Annotated in this window: 18 protein-coding genes; 9 read left to right on the top strand and 9 right to left on the bottom strand. The window is 62.0% G+C overall.

The window, feature by feature from the left end:
- The first annotated feature begins 17 nt into the window (after positions 1-17).
- Positions 18-524 (top strand): cyclic pyranopterin monophosphate synthase MoaC, encoded by a 507-nt coding sequence (gene moaC, locus AC1RBA_RS20435; protein ID WP_070220374.1) that lies wholly within the window; start codon positions 18-20, stop codon positions 522-524.
- Here moaC and AC1RBA_RS20430 read toward each other — a convergent pair whose 3' ends face one another.
- Positions 525-905: a DUF6713 family protein gene (locus AC1RBA_RS20430; protein WP_492419688.1), complete on the bottom strand. Its 381-nt coding sequence runs from the start codon at positions 903-905 to the stop codon at positions 525-527.
- A 163-nt stretch (positions 906-1,068) separates the two neighbouring features.
- Between AC1RBA_RS20430 and AC1RBA_RS20425 the strand changes: the two genes are divergently transcribed.
- Positions 1,069-1,791 (top strand): flagellar brake protein, encoded by a 723-nt coding sequence (locus tag AC1RBA_RS20425; RefSeq protein ID WP_070220379.1) that lies wholly within the window; start codon positions 1,069-1,071, stop codon positions 1,789-1,791.
- A gap of 21 nt (positions 1,792-1,812) precedes the next feature.
- Here the strand turns inward: AC1RBA_RS20425 and AC1RBA_RS20420 are convergent, their stop codons facing one another.
- The 7 genes from AC1RBA_RS20420 to recA form a co-directional block, all read right to left on the bottom strand.
- Positions 1,813-2,277 (bottom strand): pilin, encoded by a 465-nt coding sequence (locus tag AC1RBA_RS20420; protein WP_070220381.1) that lies wholly within the window; start codon positions 2,275-2,277, stop codon positions 1,813-1,815.
- A gap of 215 nt (positions 2,278-2,492) precedes the next feature.
- A complete protein-coding gene (gene sucD / locus AC1RBA_RS20415; protein WP_034746085.1) occupies positions 2,493-3,374 on the bottom strand; it encodes a succinate--CoA ligase subunit alpha in 882 nt (293 codons plus the stop codon).
- 13 nt (positions 3,375-3,387) lie between these two features.
- On the bottom strand, positions 3,388-4,557 hold the full coding sequence (sucC, locus tag AC1RBA_RS20410) for an ADP-forming succinate--CoA ligase subunit beta (protein WP_070220383.1): 1,170 nt from the start codon (positions 4,555-4,557) through the stop codon (positions 3,388-3,390).
- 75 nt (positions 4,558-4,632) lie between these two features.
- Positions 4,633-5,193 carry a DUF2889 domain-containing protein gene (locus tag AC1RBA_RS20405; protein WP_492419687.1) on the bottom strand — a complete coding sequence of 187 codons (561 nt, stop codon included), beginning with the start codon at positions 5,191-5,193 and terminating at the stop codon, positions 4,633-4,635.
- Between the two features lie 278 nt (positions 5,194-5,471).
- Positions 5,472-7,010: a methyltransferase regulatory domain-containing protein gene (locus AC1RBA_RS20400; RefSeq protein WP_492419686.1), complete on the bottom strand. Its 1,539-nt coding sequence runs from the start codon at positions 7,008-7,010 to the stop codon at positions 5,472-5,474.
- A 155-nt stretch (positions 7,011-7,165) separates the two neighbouring features.
- Positions 7,166-7,621: a recombination regulator RecX gene (recX, locus tag AC1RBA_RS20395; protein ID WP_034788658.1), complete on the bottom strand. Its 456-nt coding sequence runs from the start codon at positions 7,619-7,621 to the stop codon at positions 7,166-7,168.
- Positions 7,622-7,848: 227 nt separating this feature from the next.
- On the bottom strand, positions 7,849-8,952 hold the full coding sequence (gene recA / locus AC1RBA_RS20390; protein ID WP_070220389.1) for a recombinase RecA: 1,104 nt from the start codon (positions 8,950-8,952) through the stop codon (positions 7,849-7,851).
- A gap of 254 nt (positions 8,953-9,206) precedes the next feature.
- Between recA and AC1RBA_RS20385 the strand changes: the two genes are divergently transcribed.
- The 5 genes from AC1RBA_RS20385 (at position 9,207) to AC1RBA_RS20365 (ending at position 15,164) form a co-directional block, all read left to right on the top strand.
- Complete coding sequence (locus tag AC1RBA_RS20385) at positions 9,207-9,941, top strand: response regulator (protein ID WP_070220391.1); 735 nt, start codon at positions 9,207-9,209, stop codon at positions 9,939-9,941.
- Positions 9,938-11,476: a sensor histidine kinase gene (locus tag AC1RBA_RS20380; RefSeq protein ID WP_409027737.1), complete on the top strand. Its 1,539-nt coding sequence runs from the start codon at positions 9,938-9,940 to the stop codon at positions 11,474-11,476. Before AC1RBA_RS20385 ends, AC1RBA_RS20380 begins: the two co-directional genes overlap by 4 nt.
- The gene (locus AC1RBA_RS20375; protein WP_083293552.1) at positions 11,469-11,783 is read left to right on the top strand and encodes a DUF4212 domain-containing protein; all 315 of its coding nucleotides are present in this window, start codon (positions 11,469-11,471) and stop codon (positions 11,781-11,783) included. The genes AC1RBA_RS20380 and AC1RBA_RS20375 overlap by 8 nt, the downstream gene beginning before the upstream one ends.
- Entirely contained in the window at positions 11,780-13,828 is a 2,049-nt protein-coding gene (locus AC1RBA_RS20370; protein ID WP_492419685.1) for a sodium:solute symporter family protein, read from the top strand. The genes AC1RBA_RS20375 and AC1RBA_RS20370 overlap by 4 nt, the downstream gene beginning before the upstream one ends.
- Before the next feature lie 109 nt (positions 13,829-13,937).
- Entirely contained in the window at positions 13,938-15,164 is a 1,227-nt protein-coding gene (locus tag AC1RBA_RS20365) for a 6-phosphofructokinase (protein ID WP_492419684.1), read from the top strand.
- A gap of 123 nt (positions 15,165-15,287) precedes the next feature.
- On the opposite strand, the gene AC1RBA_RS20360 is transcribed toward AC1RBA_RS20365, so the two are convergent.
- Positions 15,288-16,145 (bottom strand): IclR family transcriptional regulator, encoded by an 858-nt coding sequence (locus AC1RBA_RS20360; RefSeq protein WP_492419683.1) that lies wholly within the window; start codon positions 16,143-16,145, stop codon positions 15,288-15,290.
- A gap of 163 nt (positions 16,146-16,308) precedes the next feature.
- On the opposite strand from AC1RBA_RS20360, the gene AC1RBA_RS20355 reads away from it, so the two are divergent.
- Positions 16,309-17,925, top strand: a complete 1,617-nt coding sequence (locus AC1RBA_RS20355) for a GMC family oxidoreductase (protein WP_492419682.1) — start codon at positions 16,309-16,311, stop codon at positions 17,923-17,925.
- 121 nt (positions 17,926-18,046) lie between these two features.
- Positions 18,047-19,378 carry an MFS transporter gene (locus AC1RBA_RS20350; RefSeq protein ID WP_492419681.1) on the top strand — a complete coding sequence of 444 codons (1,332 nt, stop codon included), beginning with the start codon at positions 18,047-18,049 and terminating at the stop codon, positions 19,376-19,378.
- Positions 19,379-19,618: the final 240 nt, after the last annotated feature.

Below are 19,618 nucleotides of genomic sequence, written 5' to 3'. Positions count from 1 at the left end.
TCACCTATTTTGACGCCATGACAACAGCAGACAAGCAAGCCCCCGCCGGGGAACTGACCCATTTCGACGCCACGGGCCAAGCCCATATGGTCGACGTGGGCAGCAAGGAAGACACGCGCCGCAGCGCCGTGGCCGCCGGCACCATCCGCATGCAGCCGGCCACCCTGGCCTTGATCATTTCCGGCAACGCCAAGAAAGGCGACGTGCTGGGCATCGCCCGCATCGCCGCCATCATGGGCGCCAAGCGCACCAGCGACCTGATTCCCCTGTGCCACCCGCTGGCCCTCACGCGCGTCACCGTCGATTTCGACGTGGATGAAGCGGCCAACAGCGTGCATTGCCGCGCCCAAGTCGACACCACGGGCAAGACGGGCGTGGAAATGGAAGCGCTCACGTCCGTGCAGATCGGCTTGCTGACGATCTACGACATGTGCAAGGCCGTCGACCGGGGCATGGTCATGACCAACGTGCGCGTGCTGGAAAAGCATGGCGGCAAGTCGGGCGATTGGCACGCGGAAGTGTAACTATGCCGCCTGGCGCGCCAGCCGGCCCCGGATGCGGCGCAAGTCGCACAGCAGCCAGATGGCGCAGACCAGGCACAACGCGATGATGGCCACGGACAGGGGCAAGTGAAACTGTTCCTGCCCTGCCAGCGCAAAGCCGGCATGGATCAGGCACGTTGCCACGCCCAGCGCGGCGCAGACACAAGCATACAGGGGCGCTCGCGGGGTGGCCAGCAGCACGTGCCGGTAACCGGCCAGCACCACGGCAATCGCCGCCAGGTTAAACACGAGAAAACCCTGCACGCCGCCCGGCACGTGAAACATCTCCCACTCTTTCCAGTAGGCAGCGTCGATTTGATGCAGGATCAGGAACAACATGGTCCAGAAGTAGCTGCGTGGCATAAGATTTACATTCGTCAATATTGACGCAATTGTAAAGCCTGCACCGCGCACCGGCACGTGCCCATGGTATTTTTCGATGCGAAAGTGAATTTCATTGATAGGAATGCTTTTTCATCAAGAAATCATGCATACTGCGAGTCGACCATATACAGATGAGCATCGCATGACAAGCAACACGCCCGCCGCAGAAAGCAAGCTCCAGGACTTCGAATTCGAGGCCATGAATCTGCAGGTGGGGGGACGCATCCAGTTCATCACGCACCGCACCATCAAACCGATCCAGCATTTCTCGACCGTGATCGGCTATGTGAAGGACGAGTACCTGATCGTCAAGATTCCCATGGAAAACGGCGCCTCCATCGTGCTCAACGAAGGCGACAAGCTGACCATCCGCGTGTTTTCCGGCATCACCGTCTGTTCGTTTGCGTGCAGCGTGCTGCGCCTCTTCGGCCGTCCGCTCAACTATGTGCACCTGAGCTTTCCCGACGCCATCCAGGGCACCAGCCTGCGCACGGCCATGCGCGTCAAGGTGGAGATTCCCGCGCAGCTGAGCTACCGCGACGTGGCGGCCGTGCCCGTGTTCATCGTCAACCTCAGCGTCTCGGGCGCGCTGATCGAGGCACCCAGCATGCTCACGCCCGATGAAGAAGGCGTCGCACTGAGCTTTACCCTGCTGGTGCAGCCGAACAAACATCAGATGCGCGTCAACACGCGCGCCCGCATCCAGAACGTCAGCGTGGGCAAGCCGTCCAATGGCCACGCCGCCGGAGTGGCCGAAATCTATACGTATGGCGTGCAATTCATCGACCTGGAACCGACCCACTACACGCTGCTGCAAAACCTCACCTATGAAGCGCTGATCGCGGACCGGCAAAAAATCGTCTGACACGGGCGCGGCAGGTGTCGCTTACTGCGTCGCCACCACCTTGGGAATATTCGTGCGGGTAATCGCTTCCTTGGCTGCCGCATTCGTCACGGTGGTGCTGTTAAACCAGCTCAGGCTGCTGGTGCCGAGCTGCAACTCCATGTTCACCTTCTGACCGCCCAAGCCGCTGCCCAGGTCGCCCGCCAGGGTCAGCTCGATATTGCCCTTGTCGACCTTGGCGCCTGCCACTTCGCGCGTCGGGCTGAACACGGGGATGGCGCTGGGCACGGCTTCGGTGGGGGTGCTGCAGGCGGCCGCCTCGCCGCCATTTTCCTGCACGCACAGGGCCACGGCCGTCTTCAGGGGCGCAGCAGCGGCCAGCACGTTGCTGACCTTGGCCCGCATCGTATAGTCGCCGTACTGGGGAATGGCCACGGCCGCCAGGATGCTGGCGATGGCCACCACGATCATCAGTTCTATCAGGGTAAATCCGCTTTGCGCGCGCATCGCATCCTCCCGGAGTGCAGTTGGTCACGCCGTGCATGGTGCAAGCGCCGTGCCAGCGGCGCCCCGGGGCGGCGTTGGCAGGCATGGAAAGAAAAGCGACGCATTTGGGCGGATTCGGACCAGCGCCGTCGCCCCAGGGCGGGAATCGGCCTGTCTTGCGGACAAAAAAAAGGAGCCGAAGCTCCTTTTTTTATACTGCATGAATCAGGCTGAAATTACAGCATGGCTTTCAGCAGACGCGCCATTTCCGACGGGTTTTTGGTCACGGTGATGCCGCAAGCTTCCATGATTTCCAGCTTGGCTTGCGCCGTATCGGCACCGCCCGAGATCAGCGCGCCGGCGTGGCCCATGCGCTTGCCTGGAGGAGCCGTTACGCCAGCGATGAAGCCGACGACAGGTTTTTTCATGTTGTCTTTGATCCAATACGCCGCGTTGGCTTCGTCCGGACCGCCGATTTCGCCGATCATGATGACCGCGTCGGTATCTGGATCATCATTGAACATCTTCATGATGTCGATGTGCTTCAGACCGTTGATCGGGTCGCCGCCGATGCCGACTGCCGACGATTGGCCCAGGCCCAGTGCGGTCAGCTGACCCACTGCTTCATAGGTCAGGGTGCCCGAACGGGAAACGACGCCGATACGGCCCTTCTTGTGGATGTGACCTGGCATGATGCCGATCTTGATTTCGTCTGGCGTGATCAGGCCTGGGCAGTTAGGGCCCAGCAGCAAGGTTTTGCTGTTGGCTTTAGCCATGCGGTCTTTCAGGGCCATCATGTCGCGGACAGGAATGCCTTCGGTGATGCAAATGGCCAGATCCATTTCAGCTTCGACAGCTTCCCAGATTGCCGCGGCCGCGCCTGCTGGCGGCACGTAGATCACGGAAACGTTGGCGCCGGTTTCTTTTTTCGCTTCGGTAACGTTAGCGAAAATAGGAATGCCTTCGAAATCTTCGCCGGCTTTCTTCGGGTTCACGCCTGCCACGAAGGCAGCTTTGCCGTTCGCGTAGTCGCGGCAACCGCGGGTGTGGAACTGGCCGGTCTTGCCGGTGATCCCTTGGGTAACGACTTTGGTATCTTTATTGATCAGAATGGACATGTTGATTCCTTAATTAAGCTTGACCGGCAGCAGCGGCAACGACGCTCTTGGCTGCATCTTCCATGGTGTCGGCTGCGATGATAGGCAGACCGGAATCGGCCAGCATCTTTTTGCCCAGGTCTTCGTTGGTGCCCTTCATGCGCACGACCAGCGGTACGTTCAGCGAAACGGCTTTCACTGCGGCGATGACGCCTTCAGCGATCACGTCGCAACGCATGATGCCGCCGAAAATGTTCACCAGGATGGCTTTCAGGCCTGGGTTTTTCAGCATGATCTTGAACGCTTCGGTCACTTTTTCTGCCGTGGCGCCGCCGCCGACGTCCAGGAAGTTGGCTGGCTCGCCGCCGAACAGTTTAATCGTGTCCATGGTGGCCATGGCCAGGCCGGCGCCATTCACCAGGCAACCGATGTTGCCGTCGAGCGAAATGTAAGCCAGGTCGAATTTCGACGCTTCGATTTCCGCTGGATCTTCTTCGTCCAGATCGCGCAGGGCGACGATTTCCGGATGACGGAACAGGGCGTTCGGGTCAAAGTTGAACTTGGCGTCCAGGGCGATGACCTTGCCGCTGCCGGTGACGATCAGCGGGTTGATTTCGGCCAGCGAGCAGTCGGTTTCCCAGTAGGCTTTGTACAGGCCTTGCAGGTTGGCGCGCGCGTCGGCGATGGAACCGGCAGGCACGCCGATCTTGGCGGCGATGTCGTCTGCCTGGGCATCGGTCAGGCCAACGCCCGGATCGATGGTGACGTGGTGGATCTTCTCAGGGTGGCTCTCGGCCACTTCTTCGATGTCCATGCCGCCTTCGGACGATGCCATCAGGACGATTTTCTGGGTAACGCGGTCGGTGACCAGCGAAACGTACAGTTCCTGCTTGATGTCGGCGCCTTCTTCCACCAGCAGGCGGTTGACTTTCTGGCCTTCGGCGCTGGTCTGGTGCGTGATCAGCTGCATGCCCATGATCTGGTCAGCGTATTCCTTGACCTGTTCCATCGATTTTGCCACTTTCACGCCGCCGCCCTTGCCGCGGCCACCTGCGTGGATCTGCGCCTTGACAACCCATACCGGGCCGCCCAGGGTTTCCGCAGCCTTGACGGCTTCTTCGACGGACATGCACGGAATACCGCGTGGTACCGTCACTCCGTGCTGCCGGAGGATTTCTTTGGCTTGATACTCATGGATTTTCATGCTGGCTTCCCTTCTGATACTGATGTGTAAAAATACGGTTAGTGGTGCAAAAAAACAGGAAATACAGCGCCGGGGTCACGCTTTGGCTACCCAGCGCGGGTAATACTGTGCAACCGCCCCGCCATCGGTGCGCAGGGCGTGGCATTTGTCGAGTTGAAACGGCTTTTCATGCGATAAGTCAGCATTCGCACCGTCACGGGTCGACCAGACATCGCCGGCAAATGCCTGAACCGTCGCAGTCGGCAAGACTTGCGCCAGTTCGGTCAAATGGGTACAGCCGGCGATTCCCGCCAGGCGCTGTTTCAAGTCGCGGCGGAAATTCTTCAATAAATTCAATCCGATCAGCGCCCTGTAAGCGGGGCCGATGGTATCGCAAAAACCGGGATAGGGCACGGCATCGGAGGCAGCTTCGGCCTCGACAATGGTCAGGGCGCGATCGACGGTAATGCGTAAATGGAGGTCATGCAGAGGGGCGCCGGCGGGACGGAGGCCGGAGGCCAGGGTCGCGTCATAGCTTTTGATATCGGTGATATGGGCGTCAATATCCCACAGGCCGTCGTCGCGCATATACGCTTGGACGTCGATAACGCGGGAGTGCCGTAGGGCGCGCCGGGATACGGGAGTTGACAGGGGCATAAGACCGATGCCGCTTGCGCGGCCATAATTAGTAAGCAGCCATGTGCCTAAAGCACTCTGTTCGCAGCTTCTACGAACAGCAACCGCACCTGCGGCGCCGCAAAAACCCTAAAAGTGTAGCACACAGGGCGCTAGTTGCGCCGCAACATAATTTTTTATTGCTTGTGCCGCCCGCCGCAAATCATTAACGAAAATCGCAAAATCAATGACGATCATTCACAATTCAAATAACTTGGCAGCAGGCTTGCCGTCACCGGCAGGCTGGCCGGCACCGTACCTCAGTCAGTCACACCCAGTGCGCGTAACACAGGCAAGATGCGCGCGGAAAAATACTGTGCCTGCGCCAACAATTCGGCCAGGTTTTCCTCTTCCGTCAGCAAGGGCTGCCCATCCTTCGTCATCAGCTGCTTCAGGCGCAGCAGCACGGGCCACGTCGTGCGCACCCAGTCTTGCGGCGTTGGACAACCTTGCAGTTTCGCCCACAGGAAGAGCTGTTGTAAATGCGATACAACCACACCGCCACCCGTCAGGGGGCTGGCGAGGATGTGCAAATCGCTTCTTGCCAGCGCCTGCTCCAGCAAGTGTGCATTCAGGCGCGCCGTCTGCGGTCGCGCCGCGGCGATGCCGGCCTCGTCCTGAACGGCAGACACGCTGCCCTTGCTGGCCAGTACCAGCATGATCTGCAGCAAGGCGGCCAGACTGGCTTCGCTGCCAGCCAGTTGCTGCTCCAGTTCGCCTATCGTGTACACGCGATGGTCAGCCATGGCGTCCAGCACGGGCGCATAGACGCGCTCGTCCATATCGGCGTCGCCCAGCACGCCATGCACGCTCAACACCACTTCGTCGCGGGGCACGGTCAGCATCACGCGCACGGCCCGCAAGGCACTGGCCTGGGCGAACGGCGTCAGCCTGCGTGCGCCCTTGACCCAGTAATCCCTGCGGAATTGCTCGTTGACGAGGAAGGAGCGCGTCGTCTCGCGAAAAATAGGATCGGGTATCTCGGCCAGGAACTGCTGGTGCTCAGCCGTCAGGTTCAGCATGTCGACCAGAGCGGTATAGTTGGCGGACGCGGCGAACTCGAGCTTGGCCTCGCCCAGCATGGCCGCGACGCTGGAAAAAGCCATAGGCTGCCAATCGGCATTGAAATACTCATGGGCAAGATAATGTCCATCCATCGCCTTGAGTTTTTCGAAGCGGTCCGCCAGTTGCGGGTTGGCGTCCAGGTAGCGCGGTTGCGTGGCGATCATCCTGTCGACGAAATCGATGGCGCCAGCGACTCTGGCCAGCACGCCCTGGCCCGGGGCGCTCATGACGCGGCTATGTTCGGCCAGCAAGTCGCGCATCGGCATCATTGCGGCCCAGCCTGGCTGCGTGTTGTAGCTGATGAAGACGACACCGCCCACCTTCAGCTTGCGCCGCAGGAAGTCGACGATGAGCGCGCGGTTTTCCGCCGAAACCCAGCTCCAGATCCCGTGCAGGCAGATAAAGTCAAAATCGGGCAAGTCGTCGCGGCAACAAAACTGCGCGAACGATTCATCCGTGAACTGCGCGCCAGCGTCGGCCGCGTTGGCCAGCTCCTGCGCAAAGGCGGCCTGGGACGGATTGAAATCATTGCCATGCCAGCGCGTGGCGGACGCCGCCGCATGGATGTTGGCGCTGATGCCCTGGCCAAAGCCCAGCTCGCAAGCCGTGCCGCTGGCAGGCAAGGCCAGGCCGGCGGCCAGCAAGGGCAGGCGCAGGCGCAGAGGATTCAATTCTTCGTAATAGCCATAGGTATAGGCGATTTCGGCCACATAGCCGGCATTCCAGTTGCTCATCTTGCATCCTGTCACGATCAGTGGTGCTGCGCGCATCGCACAGCGTTCGAGCGCCAGCATACCCGATCGCGCAGCGTCACCATACTGGAATCAGACGATGTTTGAAAGCGCAGTTCTTGGCGGCACGGCGTGGCGGCCGGGCAGCCCTGGATGAGCTATTCCTCGTCGGGATCCAGCCCCTTCAAGGCCACCTGCACGGCGCGCTGCGAAAAACCGCGCTGCATCAAAAAACGCATCTGCTTGTTGCGCTGCTCGGCATCCTGCGCCACCTGACCAAACTTGCGGCGCCACACCTCGCAGGCGCGCGCCACTTCCCCTTCGGCCAGGCCCGCCTTGAGTTCCTGCAACGCTTCTCCCCCGATGCCATGGCTTTGCAGTTCCGCCATGATGCGGCTGTTGCCGAAACGGGCCGAGCGGCGGTGGATCAGCGACTCGGAAAAGCGCTCCTGCGACAGCCAGTTGGCTTGTTCCAGGCTGTCGAGCAAGGCTTCCACGTCGTCGCCTTCCTGCGCATGGCGCTGCAGCTTGCGCCGCAATTCCATGCGGCTGTGTTCGCGCATCGACAGAAAGCGTAGCGCCCTGCCCTTCAGGCTTAGTTGTACTGCGGCCATACACCCACCTTGTCTTTCATTCCACAATCACATCACCCAAACACAATCGCCGCCCGGCGCAACAGCGCGGGACGGCGATCATGGTCACACCTTGCAACAAGCCATGCGTAGGTCGGATTAGGCCCCTTGGGCCGTAATCCGACAACATTGTTGACGTCTGATCCGACAACATTGTTGATGTCTGTGGTGTTGTCAGATTACGCGCGGCTTTGCCGCGCTAATCCGACCTACTCTGCCTTGGTTTCCGCAGCCTTGGCAGCCTTGTCGGCGGCCTTATCCGCTTTTTCCGGCTTTTCAGCGGCCAGCGGCGGCAGTTCGCGCACGCCCAGCGAAGCGCGGACCTTGTTTTCGATTTCGCGGGCCAGCGCCGGACGCTCTTGCAGGAAGGCACGGGCGTTGTCCTTGCCCTGGCCGATGCGTTCGCCGTTGTAGCTGTACCACGAACCGGATTTTTCCACGATCTTGGCATCCGAGCCCAGGTCCAGGATTTCGCCTTCGCGCGAGGTGCCGGCGCCGTACAGAATGTCGAAGTGCGCTTCCTTGAACGGCGGCGCGATCTTGTTCTTGACGACCTTGACCTTGGTTTCGTTGCCGATCACTTCATCGCCGGACTTGATCGAGCCGGTGCGGCGGATGTCCAGGCGCACGGAGGCGTAGAATTTCAGCGCATTGCCGCCCGTGGTCGTTTCCGGGCTACCGAACATCACGCCGATCTTCATGCGGATCTGGTTGATGAAGATGACCAGGGTATTCGTGCGGTTGATGGAACCGGTCAGCTTGCGCAGCGCTTGCGACATCAGGCGCGCCTGCAAACCTGGCAGGGAATCGCCCATGTCGCCTTCGATCTCGGCGCGTGGCGTCAGTGCGGCCACGGAGTCGATGACGACGAGGTCGACGCTGCCCGAACGCACGAGGGCGTCGCAGATTTCCAGTGCCTGCTCGCCCGTGTCCGGTTGCGAGATCAGCAATTCATGCAGGTTCACGCCCAGCTTTTGCGCGTAACCGACGTCGAGCGCGTGCTCGGCATCGATAAAGGCGCAAGTGCCGCCCAGTTTTTGCATTTCGGCGATGGTTTGCAGGGTCAGCGTGGTTTTACCCGACGATTCCGGACCGTAGATTTCCACCACGCGGCCGCGCGGCAAGCCGCCCACGCCCAGCGCGATATCGAGGCCGAGCGAACCGGTCGACACGACTTGCACTTCTTCGATCGGTGCGCTGGCATCCATGCGCATGACCGAACCTTTGCCAAACTGCTTCTCGATCTGCGCCAGTGCGGCGGCGAGCGCCTTGGCTTTTTCCGATGCGGGTACTACAGCTTTTTTATCGTCCATATGTTCTTTCAGCCGTTCTACAGTTGCGGATTCACGTGACGCATCTACGTGAACCGTGCAGCCTGCGATAGCGCCAGTGGGTTAAATTCTTTACACAGACAGTACTGTATAAAAAAACAGTGATCAATGCAAGCGGAACGTGGATTTGTTTTGAAACAGATCAATACAAGCCTGGTTTTTCACAAAAACTCGCCACCTTGCGGGAAATGAAACACAATACAAGCTTCTATGCCGCAAGCCGAGGAAGTCTCACCATGCGTATTTTACTTGCCGAAGATGACAGCGTACTGGCCGATGGCCTGACCCGTTCGCTGCGCCAGTCGGGCTATGCCATCGACTGCGTCAAAAATGGGCAGGAAGCCGATACGGCCCTGTCCACCCAGGAATTCGACCTGCTGATCCTCGACCTGGGCCTGCCGAAGATGTCCGGCCTGGAAGTGCTGCGCCGCCTGCGCGCGCGCGCCTCGCTGCTGCCCGTGCTGATCCTGACGGCCGCCGATTCCATCGAGCAACGCGTGAATGGCCTCGACCTCGGTGCCGATGATTATATGGCCAAGCCGTTCGCCTTGTCGGAACTGGAGGCAAGAGTGCGCGCCCTGACGCGCCGCGGCGCCGGCGGCGGCGCCACCATCATCAAGCATGGTCCCCTCAGCTACGACCAGGTGGGGCGCAGCGCCTACATCAACGACCAGATGCTCGACCTGTCGGCGCGCGAACTGGGCTTGCTGGAAATCCTGCTGGGCCGCACCGGCCGCCTCGTCTCGAAAGAGCAGCTGGTCGACCACCTGTGCGAATGGGGCGAGGAAGTGTCGAACAACGCCATCGAAGTGTATGTGCACCGCCTGCGCAAGAAGATCGAGGTGGGCGGCGTGCGCATTGCCACCGTGCGCGGCCTTGGCTATTGCCTGGAAAAATACTCGGAAGCGGCGCGCCTGAACGCCGAAGCGGGCGAGTCGGCAGCCCCGGCCAGCGGGTCCGCCAGCAAGTGAAGGCGCGCGAGGCGCCAGCGGACGAGCCGGGCGACGACGACTGGTTCGAGCCGCCCACGACGGAGCAGGACGACACCATCGAGCATTCGCTGTTCGGCGAAATCCTCGACTGGATGCTGGCGCCCCTGCTGCTGCTGTGGCCGATGAGCATCGCCATCACCTATCTGGTGGCCAAGGGCATCGCCAATCAGCCCTTCGACCATGCGCTGGAAGACAGCGTCACCGTGCTGACGCAACAGGTCAAGCAGGCCGACGGCGCGCTGCTGCGCCGCGTGCCGGACAAGAACAGCAATAACAAGGGCCGCGACTTCCTGCGCGGCGATGACGTCGATACCCTGTATTACCTGGTGGTGGGTCCGCGCGGCGAATACCTCGACGGCGACCGCGACTTGCCGCCGCCGCAGGACCCCGACAAATACCGCAGCGGCATGGTGCTGTTTCGCAACGACACCATCCACGGCACGCCCGTGCGCGTGGCGTTCAGCTATCTCGATATTCCTGCCGGCAACGACGATGATCCGCACCGCGCGCTGGTGCAAGTGGCCGAGACGCTGGAAAAGCGCGCCCAGCTGGCCAATGAAATCATCAAGGGCGTGATTTTGCCGCAGTTCATCATCCTGCCCGTGATCCTGGCCCTGGTCTGGTTCGCCCTGGCGCGCGGGCTGTCGCCGCTGGCGCAATTGCAGGAACGCATACGCGCCCGGCCGCCCGACGATTTATCTCCCATCGAATCGGGCCAGGTGCCCGAGGAAATCACGCCGCTGGTTGGTTCGCTCAACGAGATGCTGGCGCGCCTGTCGCTGTCGATCGACATGCAGAAACGCTTCATCGCCGATGCGGCGCACCAGATGAAGACGCCGCTGGCCGGCATGCGCATGCAATCGGAGCTGGCCCTGCGCCAGACCGACCACGACGAGATTCACCGCTCGCTGCTGCAGCTGGCAAAAAGTTCGGAAGCGGCCACGCGCCTGGTCAACCAGCTGCTGGCCCTGGCACGCGCGGAAAACCAGCCGCAGGCGGGCACGGCATTCGAGCCGATCGAACTGAGCGAACTGGCGCGCGGCGTGGTGCAGGACTGGGTGCAAGCCTCGTTTGCCCAGCATATCGACCTGGGCTTCGAACAGCCCGCCTATTCGATCATGATTTCCGGCAATGCCATGATGCTGCGCGAGCTGCTGAGCAATCTGATCGACAATGCCCTGCGCTACACGCCAGCTGGCGGCAGCGTCACGGTGCGCGTGCGCAGCACCCTGGAACTGGCCATCCTGGAAGTGGAAGATACGGGGCCCGGCATTGCGCCGGCAGAACGGGCCCACGTGTTCGAACGCTTTTACCGCATTCTTGGCAGCAATGTCGACGGCAGCGGCCTGGGGCTGGCCATCGTGCGCGAGATTGCGCAGCAGCATGGCGCCGAAGTCGATATTTTTAACAATCCGCGCGCCACTTCGCCGAAGTTGCCAGGCACCCTGCTGCGCCTGAGCATCGCCCTGCTGTTGCCGGAAGCGCCAGAAGAGGACGACATCACGTATGGATAAGCCCAGCCTTCCTGCGGCGCCGCTGCAGCCCGCGCGCGCACCCAGCCCCGAGCTGCAGGCGCGCCGCGACGCCCACTGGCGCAAGACGCGGCGCCTGACGGCCATCCTGCTGCTGGTCTGGCTGCTGACGGGCTTTCTGACCGTGTTCTATGCGCGCGAGCTCTTGCACCTGAACCTGTTCGGCTGGCCCCTGCCCTTCTACATGGCGGCCCAGGGCGCCTCGCTCGTCTACCTGGCCATCATCGCCTTGTATGCCTGGCGCATGCGGCGCCTCGACCGGGAATTCCATGCCGAGGAGCAAGCATGAGCGGCCAGCGCAGCTTCTTTGCGCGCCTGTGCCGCTACTACCTGCTGTTTACCGCCGGTTTCGCCGCCTTCCTGCTGGCCCTGTCGGTACTGGAACAGGAAGGCATGCCGCGCGCGTGGATCGGCTACCTGTTCATGCTCGTCACCATCACGCTGTACGCCACCATCGGCGTCATCAGCCGTACCTCGAACGTCACCGAATACTATGTGGCGGGGCGCCGGGTGCCGGCCATGTTCAACGGCATGGCCACGGCCGCCGACTGGATTTCGGCGGCCAGCTTCATCAGCCTGGCGGGCGGCCTGTACCTGAACGGCTTCGACGGCCTGGCCTTCATCATGGGCTGGACGGGCGGCTATTGCCTGGTGGCGCTATTGATCGCCCCCTACCTGCGCAAGTTCAGCCAGTACACGATTCCCGATTTCCTCGCCGCGCGCTACGGCAGCGGCACCGACAAGCGTGGCGCCAGCGTGCGCGTGGTGGCCGTGGCCGCCACCATCATCGTGTCGTTTACCTATGTCGTGGCGCAGATCTACGCCGTCGGCCTGATCGCCTCGCGCTTCACGGGCGTGGATTTTTCCGTCGGCATCTTCCTGGGCCTGGCCAGCATCCTCGTCTGCTCCTTTCTGGGCGGCATGCGCGCCATCACTTGGACGCAGGTGGCGCAGTACATCATCATCCTCGTCGCCTTTCTGATTCCCGCCATGTGGCTGTCGGTCAAGCATGCGGACAATCCCGTGCCGCAGATCGCCTATGGCAAGGTGCTGCCGCAACTAAGCGCGCGCGAACACGTGCTGGAAACGGACCCGAAAGAAAACGAAGTGCGGGCCATCTTCCGCCAGCGCGCGCAAAGCTACCAGGCGCGCATCGACGGCTTGCCCGGCTCTTGGGAGCAAGGCCGCCTGGCGGCCCAGCGCCAGCTCGACAGTTTGCGCCAGCGTAATACCTCGCTGTTTGACATCCGCAACGCGGAGCGCTACCTGATCGCCTATCCGAAGAGCCCGGACGAGGCACGCGTGCTGTGGCAGGCGATGCAGGCGCAAAACCAGAAACGCGCCGAGCCGATCATTCCGCACGCGCAGCCGTTTCCCGCCGCCGACCGGGAGCAATCCGATATCAAGCGCAACAATTTCCTGGCCCTCGTGTTTTGCATGATGCTGGGCACGGCCGCCCTGCCCCACATCCTCATGCGATCGTACACCACGCCGTCCGTGCACGAAACGCGCGTGTCCGTGTTCTGGACCCTGTTCTTCATCCTGTTGATCTATCTCACGATTCCCGCGCTGGCCGTGCTGGTCAAGTACGATATTTACTCGGCACTGGTCGGCACGCAATACGCGAACCTGCCCACCTGGGTGTCGTACTGGGCCAATGTGGACAAGCTCAGTCCCCTGATCAGCATCGTCGACGTCAACCGTGACGGCATCGTGCAACTGGCGGAAATTTCCATCGACGCCGACGTGCTGGTGCTGGCCACGCCCGAGATTGCCGGCCTGCCCTACGTGATTTCCGGCCTGGTGGCGGCCGGCGGCCTGGCCGCCGCCCTGTCGACGGCCGATGGCTTGCTGCTGGCCATCTCGAACGCCCTGTCGCACGACGTCTATTACAAGGTGGTCGATCCCAGCGCCTCGACGCAAAAGCGCGTGACGATTTCCAAATTGCTGCTGCTGGCCGTGGCCTTCATCGCCGCCTATGCGGCCTCGCAAAAGCCGGCCGACATTTTGTCGCTGGTGGGCGTGGCCTTCTCCCTGGCCGCCTCGACCCTGTTCCCGCCGCTGGTGCTCGGTGTCTTCTGGCAACGCGCCACTTACCAGGGCGCGCTGGCCGGCATGCTGACGGGCTTTGGCGTCTGCCTGTACTACATGCTGCATACGAGCACCATGCTGGGCGGCAATGCCAGCGGTCAATGGTTTCATATCGCTCCTATTTCCGCCGGCATCTTCGGCGTGCCGGCCGGCCTGGCCGCCGCCATCCTCGTCAGCTGGCTGACGCCGGCGCCGGGACGGCGCAGCAGGGGGTTGGTCGAGCATATCCGGGCGCCGGAATGAATAGGCAGGCCGGCCCGCCAGATCAATTCCCCTTGCGGCATAGGGAAAAGACAGCGTCCCGCTAAAAAAGGAGTAGGCTGGAGGGCCGCTTTACTTACGAGGAGATCCCATGCCGTCTGGAAAAATTCTTGTTGCCCAGGGAGGCGGCCCCACCGCCGTCATCAACCAGTCGCTGGTGGGCGTGGTGCTCGAATCGCGGCGTTTTCAGCACGTCACGCGCGTGTATGGCGCCCTGCATGGCGTGCGCGGCATCATCAATGAAGAGTTCGTCGATCTGACGCAGGAAACCAGCCACAACCTGGAACTGGTGGCGGCCACGCCGTCCTCGGCGCTCGGTTCCACGCGCGACAAGCCCGACATCGCCTACTGCCAGCAAATCTTCGAAGTGCTGCGCGCGCACGAAATCGAGCACTTCTTTTACATCGGCGGCAACGACTCGTCCGACACGGTGCGCATCGTCAGCGAGGAAGCGCACAAGGCCGGCTATCCGCTGCGCTGCATCCACATCCCGAAAACCATCGACAACGACCTGGTGGGCAGCGACCACACGCCCGGCTTTCCCTCGGCCGCGCGCTTCGTCGCGCAAGCGTTCGCCGGTGCCAACCTCGACAACGCGGCCTTGCCCGGCGTCTATGTGGGCGTGGTGATGGGCCGCCATGCGGGCTTTCTGACGGCCGCCTCGGCGCTGGGCAAAAAGTTCCCCGACGATGGCCCGCACCTGATCTACCTGCCCGAGCGCGTCTTCGTGCTGGAAAATTTCCTTGCCGACGTGAAGGCCACCTATGAAAAGTATGGCCGTTGCGTGATCGCCGTGTCGGAAGGCATCCACGATGCATCGGGCGAGCCGATCGCCAGCCTGCTGGCCAGGCAAGTGGGCAATGAGGTGGAACGCGATGCGCACGGCAATGTGCAATTGTCGGGCACGGGTGCGCTGGCCGACCTGCTGTGCGACGAAATCAAGGCCAAGCTCGGCATCAAGCGCGTGCGCGGCGATACCTTCGGCTATCTGCAGCGCTCCTTCATCGGCTGCGTTTCCGACGTCGACCAGCGCGAAGCCCGCGAAGTGGGCGAGAAGGCCGTGCAGTTCGCCATGTGGGGCGACCGCGACGGCTCCGTCGCCATCAAGCGCACGGGCTTTTATTCCGTCGACTACGAACTGCTGCCGCTGACCGAGGTCGCGGGCAAGACGCGCACCATGGAAAACGAATTCATCAGCGCCAGCGGCACGGACGTGACCGATGCTTTCCGCCTGTATCTGCGCCCGCTGCTGGGTTCGGGCATGCCCGATGCATTCCGCCTGCGGGCGGCCAAGGTGGCGAAGGTCCTGAAACCTTAAACACCTGACCAAACCTACTGCGCGTCGCGCGTCGCGGCCTGCGATGCTCACTGCCTCGGCGGCCCCGTGCCCAGCACAGCTGCGCGTCTCGGTCACGACTCACATCCGCTCGCTACGGTTTTGTTAGGTGTTGTGAACCGTTTCTGCCAGCAGCAGCGGCCGCAGTTTCACGGCCGCTTCCTTGAGCTCTGGCACGTGCTGCATCAGCTGCTCCACGGACTTTCTCGCCACGGGCGCGTGGCAGGCGACGGCCGCCACGATGCGCCCGTCCGCCGCGCAGATGGGCACGGCCACGGCCACCATGCCGTGCACGAATTCCTCGTCGTCGATGCCGATGCCCAGCCGCGCGATGCGCACGATCTCGCGCTCGAGCAGCACGGGATCCGTGATGCTTTTCGGCGTGCGCGCCTGCAGGTTTAGCATGGCCAGCAATGCGCGCCGCTCCAGCAAACTCATGTGCGCCAAAAACAGCTTGCCGCTGGCCGTGCAATGCATGGGCGCGCGCGTGCCCAGCACCAGGTGCAGGCGCAGCGGTTCCTGCGTTTCCACGCGGTCCACGTAGACGATCGCATTGCTCTCGGGAATGGCCAGATTGCACGTCTCGCCCGTGGCCGCCACCAGGCTGCCCAGGATGCTGCGGCTCACGCGGATCAGGGCATTGTTGCGCAAGGTCGCCAGCGCCAGGTTGGTCGATGCGGCACCCGGTACATAGCCGCGTCCCACGGGCGTGCGCAGCACATAGCCATGTTGTTCCAGGGTATCGAGCAGGCGCATCATGCTGGCCTTGGGCACCTGCATGCGCGCCGCCAGCTGCGACAGGGTCAGGGGCTGGCTGGCGCTGGCCAGGTGCTCGATCAGGCGCAGCACGCGCAAGCCGCGCGCCTCGTCGCCATGGCTGGCCGCCGCGCCGGCCCCAACCGCTCCACCCGCCGGGCTATCTTCTTCGGCCTCGGCCTGCCGTTTTTGAAACGCATCATGCATGTTCTGTTTCACCTCTCGCGTATGCGGCGGTTTCCGCTTGTCCCGGTGCTGCGCGTCTTTTATAAATGGAACCAGACGTTCCAAAAATAATCAATAAAGACCAGTGTATCGCAAAAAACGCCCGCCGAGGCAAGCTGATACCGCAACGCAGGAGACAAGCACCATGTTGCAAACACACTACGATTACATCGTCGTCGGCGCCGGTTCCGCCGGCTGCGTGCTGGCCAACCGCCTGTCGCACGACAGCAACCACCGGGTATTGCTGCTGGAAGCGGGCGGCAAGGACAACAATCCCTGGATACACGTGCCGGTCGGCTATTTCAAGACCATGCACGACCCGAAGCTGGACTGGTGCTACCGCACGGAAGCGGACGCCGGCATCGCCGGGCGCCAGTTGCAATGGCCACGCGGCAAGGTCCTGGGCGGCTCCAGCTCGCTCAACGGCTTGCTGTATGTGCGCGGACAGAAAGAGGACTACGACCGCTGGGCCGAACTGGGCAACGCAGGCTGGAGCTATGCCGAGGTGCTGCCCTATTTTAAAAAATCGGAAGACCAGGAACGCGGCGCCAGCGATTACCACGGCGTGGGCGGCCCGTTAAAGGTGTCGGACCTGCGGCTGCGCCGCCCCATCGCCGAACACTTCATCGCCGGCGCCACGGAAAGCGGTATCCCCTTCAACGCCGACTACAACGGCGCCACGCAGGAGGGCGTCGGCTACTTCCAGCAGACGGCCAGCAAGGGCTTGCGCTGGAGCACGGCCAAAGCCTTTTTGCGGCCCGCCCGCAAGCGCGCCAATCTGCGCGTGGAAGTGCGCGCACAAATCACGCGCGTGCTGTTCGAGGGCAAGCGCGCCGTCGGCATCGAGTTCCGGCAGGATGGCCAGCTGCGCCAGGCGCGCGCCAGCGGCGAAGTGATTTTATGCGCGGGCGCCATCGGCTCGCCGCAAATCCTGCAATGCTCGGGCGTCGGGCCACGCACGCTGCTCGAGCAAGTGGGCGTGCCGCTCGTGCACGACTTGCCCGGCGTGGGACAGAACCTGCAAGACCATCTGCAAATCCGCCTCGTCTTCAAGACGCGCCTGAAAACCCTGAACGATGAAGTCAACAGCCTGTGGGGCAAGCTGTGGGTGGGCATGCAATATGTGTTTTCCCGCTCCGGCCCCCTCACTCTGGCAGCCAGCCAGGTGACGGTGTTTACCCGATCCTCGCCCGAAGTGGAGCGGCCCGACATTCAGTTCCACATGCAGCCGCTGAGCGCCGACAAGCCGGGCGAAGGCGCGCATCCGTTTTCCGCCTTCACGTCGTCCGTGTGCCAGCTGCGTCCGCACAGCCGCGGCCACGTGTCGATCAAGTCCGCCGATCCCCTCGCCTATCCGGGCATCTACCCGAACTACCTGTCCGACCCGCGCGACCAGCGGACGGCGATTGCCGCCCTGCGCGTGGCCCGAAAAATCGCCGCCGCGCCGTCGCTGGCGCCGCACATCATTTCAGAGTTCGTGCCCGGCCCGCAGTTCGAGACGGATGCGCAGCTGCTGGACGCGGCACGGCGTTTCAGCCAGTCGATCTATCACCCGAGCGGCACCTGCAAGATGGGCCACGACGCCATGGCCGTCGTTGACGAGCGCCTGCGCGTGCACGGCATGCAGAACCTGCGCGTGGTCGATGCGTCGATCATGCCGGAAATCGTCTCGGGCAATACGAACGCGCCCACCATCATGATCGCCGAAAAAGCGGCCGACATGATCCTGGCGGACGCCGTGCGGCTGCCGCAGGCGGCCTGACCCACCCATTCCATTCCCGGCAAGGAGGATGTCAGCGGCGGGCAGGCGGCCCCGCCTCCAATGACCCGGCGACAAGCCAGGCATCAAACACATAATCGATATCGATTGGAGACTAGATATTATGGATAACAATCCGAACAATCCCAAAAAGGCCAAAGAGCTGCGGAAAGTCGTGATGGCCAGCGTGATCGGCGCCACCATCGAATGGTACGACTTCTTTTTATACGGCGTCGTGGCCGGCATCGTATTCAGCAAACTGTATTTCCCGGGCGGCGATCCGCTCGTCTCGACCATGCTGGCCTACGGCACCTTCGCCGTGGGCTTTCTGTCGCGCCCCATCGGGGGCGTGATCTTCGGCCACTTCGGCGACAAGATCGGCCGCAAGAGCATGCTGGTCATGACCCTGATGATCATGGGCATCTCCACCTTCCTGATCGGCTTGCTGCCGACCTATGACCATATCGGCTACTGGGCGCCGGGCCTGCTGCTGTTCCTGCGCGTGCTGCAAGGCATCGGCCTCGGTGGTGAATGGGGCGGCGCCGTGCTGATGGCGTACGAATATGCGCCACCAAAAGAGCGCGGCTTCTACGCCAGCCTGCCGCAGATCGGCCTGGCCATCGGCCTGTGCCTCGCCTCCGGCGTGGTGGCCATCCTGTCGTACAGCCTGAGCGACGCGCAATTCCTGTCCTGGGGCTGGCGCGTGGCCTTCATCCTGTCGGCGGCCCTCGTCTTCATCGGCATGTGGATACGTCTGAACGTGATGGAAACACCCGAGTTCCAGGCCGTCAAGGAAAAGAACGCGGAGACGCAGATTCCATTCTTCGACCTGCTGAAGCGCTATCCGGGCAATGTATTAAAAGGCATGGGCGCGCGCTATATCGACGGCGTGTTCTTCAATATCTTCGGCGTGTTTTCCATCACCTATCTGACCAACACCATCAAGATAGACCGCACGGAAGCGCTGATGGGCGTGATGGCGTCGGCCGTCGTGATGTGCTTCTGCATCCCCTTCTTCGGCCGCCTGTCGGACCGCATCGGCCGCAGCAAGGTGTTTTTCTGGGGCTCCCTGATCACGGGCATGTCGGCCATCCCCGCCTTCTGGATCATGCTGCACCACGCCGGCAATCCGCTGCTGCTGTGGTGTTCCGTGATCATCCCGCTGGGCGTGCTGTATTCGGCCGTGTACGGCCCGGAAGCGGCCCTGTTCTGCGACCTGTTCGACGCCAAGGTGCGCTACACGGGCATCTCCTTCGTGTACCAGTTCTCGGGCATTTTCGCCAGCGGCCTGACGCCCATCATCGCCACCTACCTGCTCAAGACGGGCAATGGCGAGCCGTGGCACATCGTCGGCTACATCCTGTTCGCCTCCCTCGTCTCGGCCGTCAGCGTGGCCATGATCGGCAGGGGCGGCTCCCAGCCGGATGGCCGCATGAAGCCGGCGCACGCAAGGTAAGCTGGCAACAGGCGTAAAAAAGCAGGCTCTCGAAGAGGCCTGCTTTTCTGCATTGCCGTCTCAAAATAATCATGCACGCCACCACATTTACTGCAAGTCAATTCCCCATAACATATATTCACTCAAAAAACTTTCTTATTTTCACAGAAAGGATTTTTTATAAAAATAAGTCCATTTGACATTCATCAAACCACCAGCACCAGCAGGACCTACCATAACCTTCCGAATTTAATAACGCAT

This window comes from Janthinobacterium sp. GW823-FHT03B06 (assembly GCF_058796955.1).
Note: the sequence above shows the minus strand (reverse complement) of the source record. Positions and strands in the feature narration are given on the sequence as shown.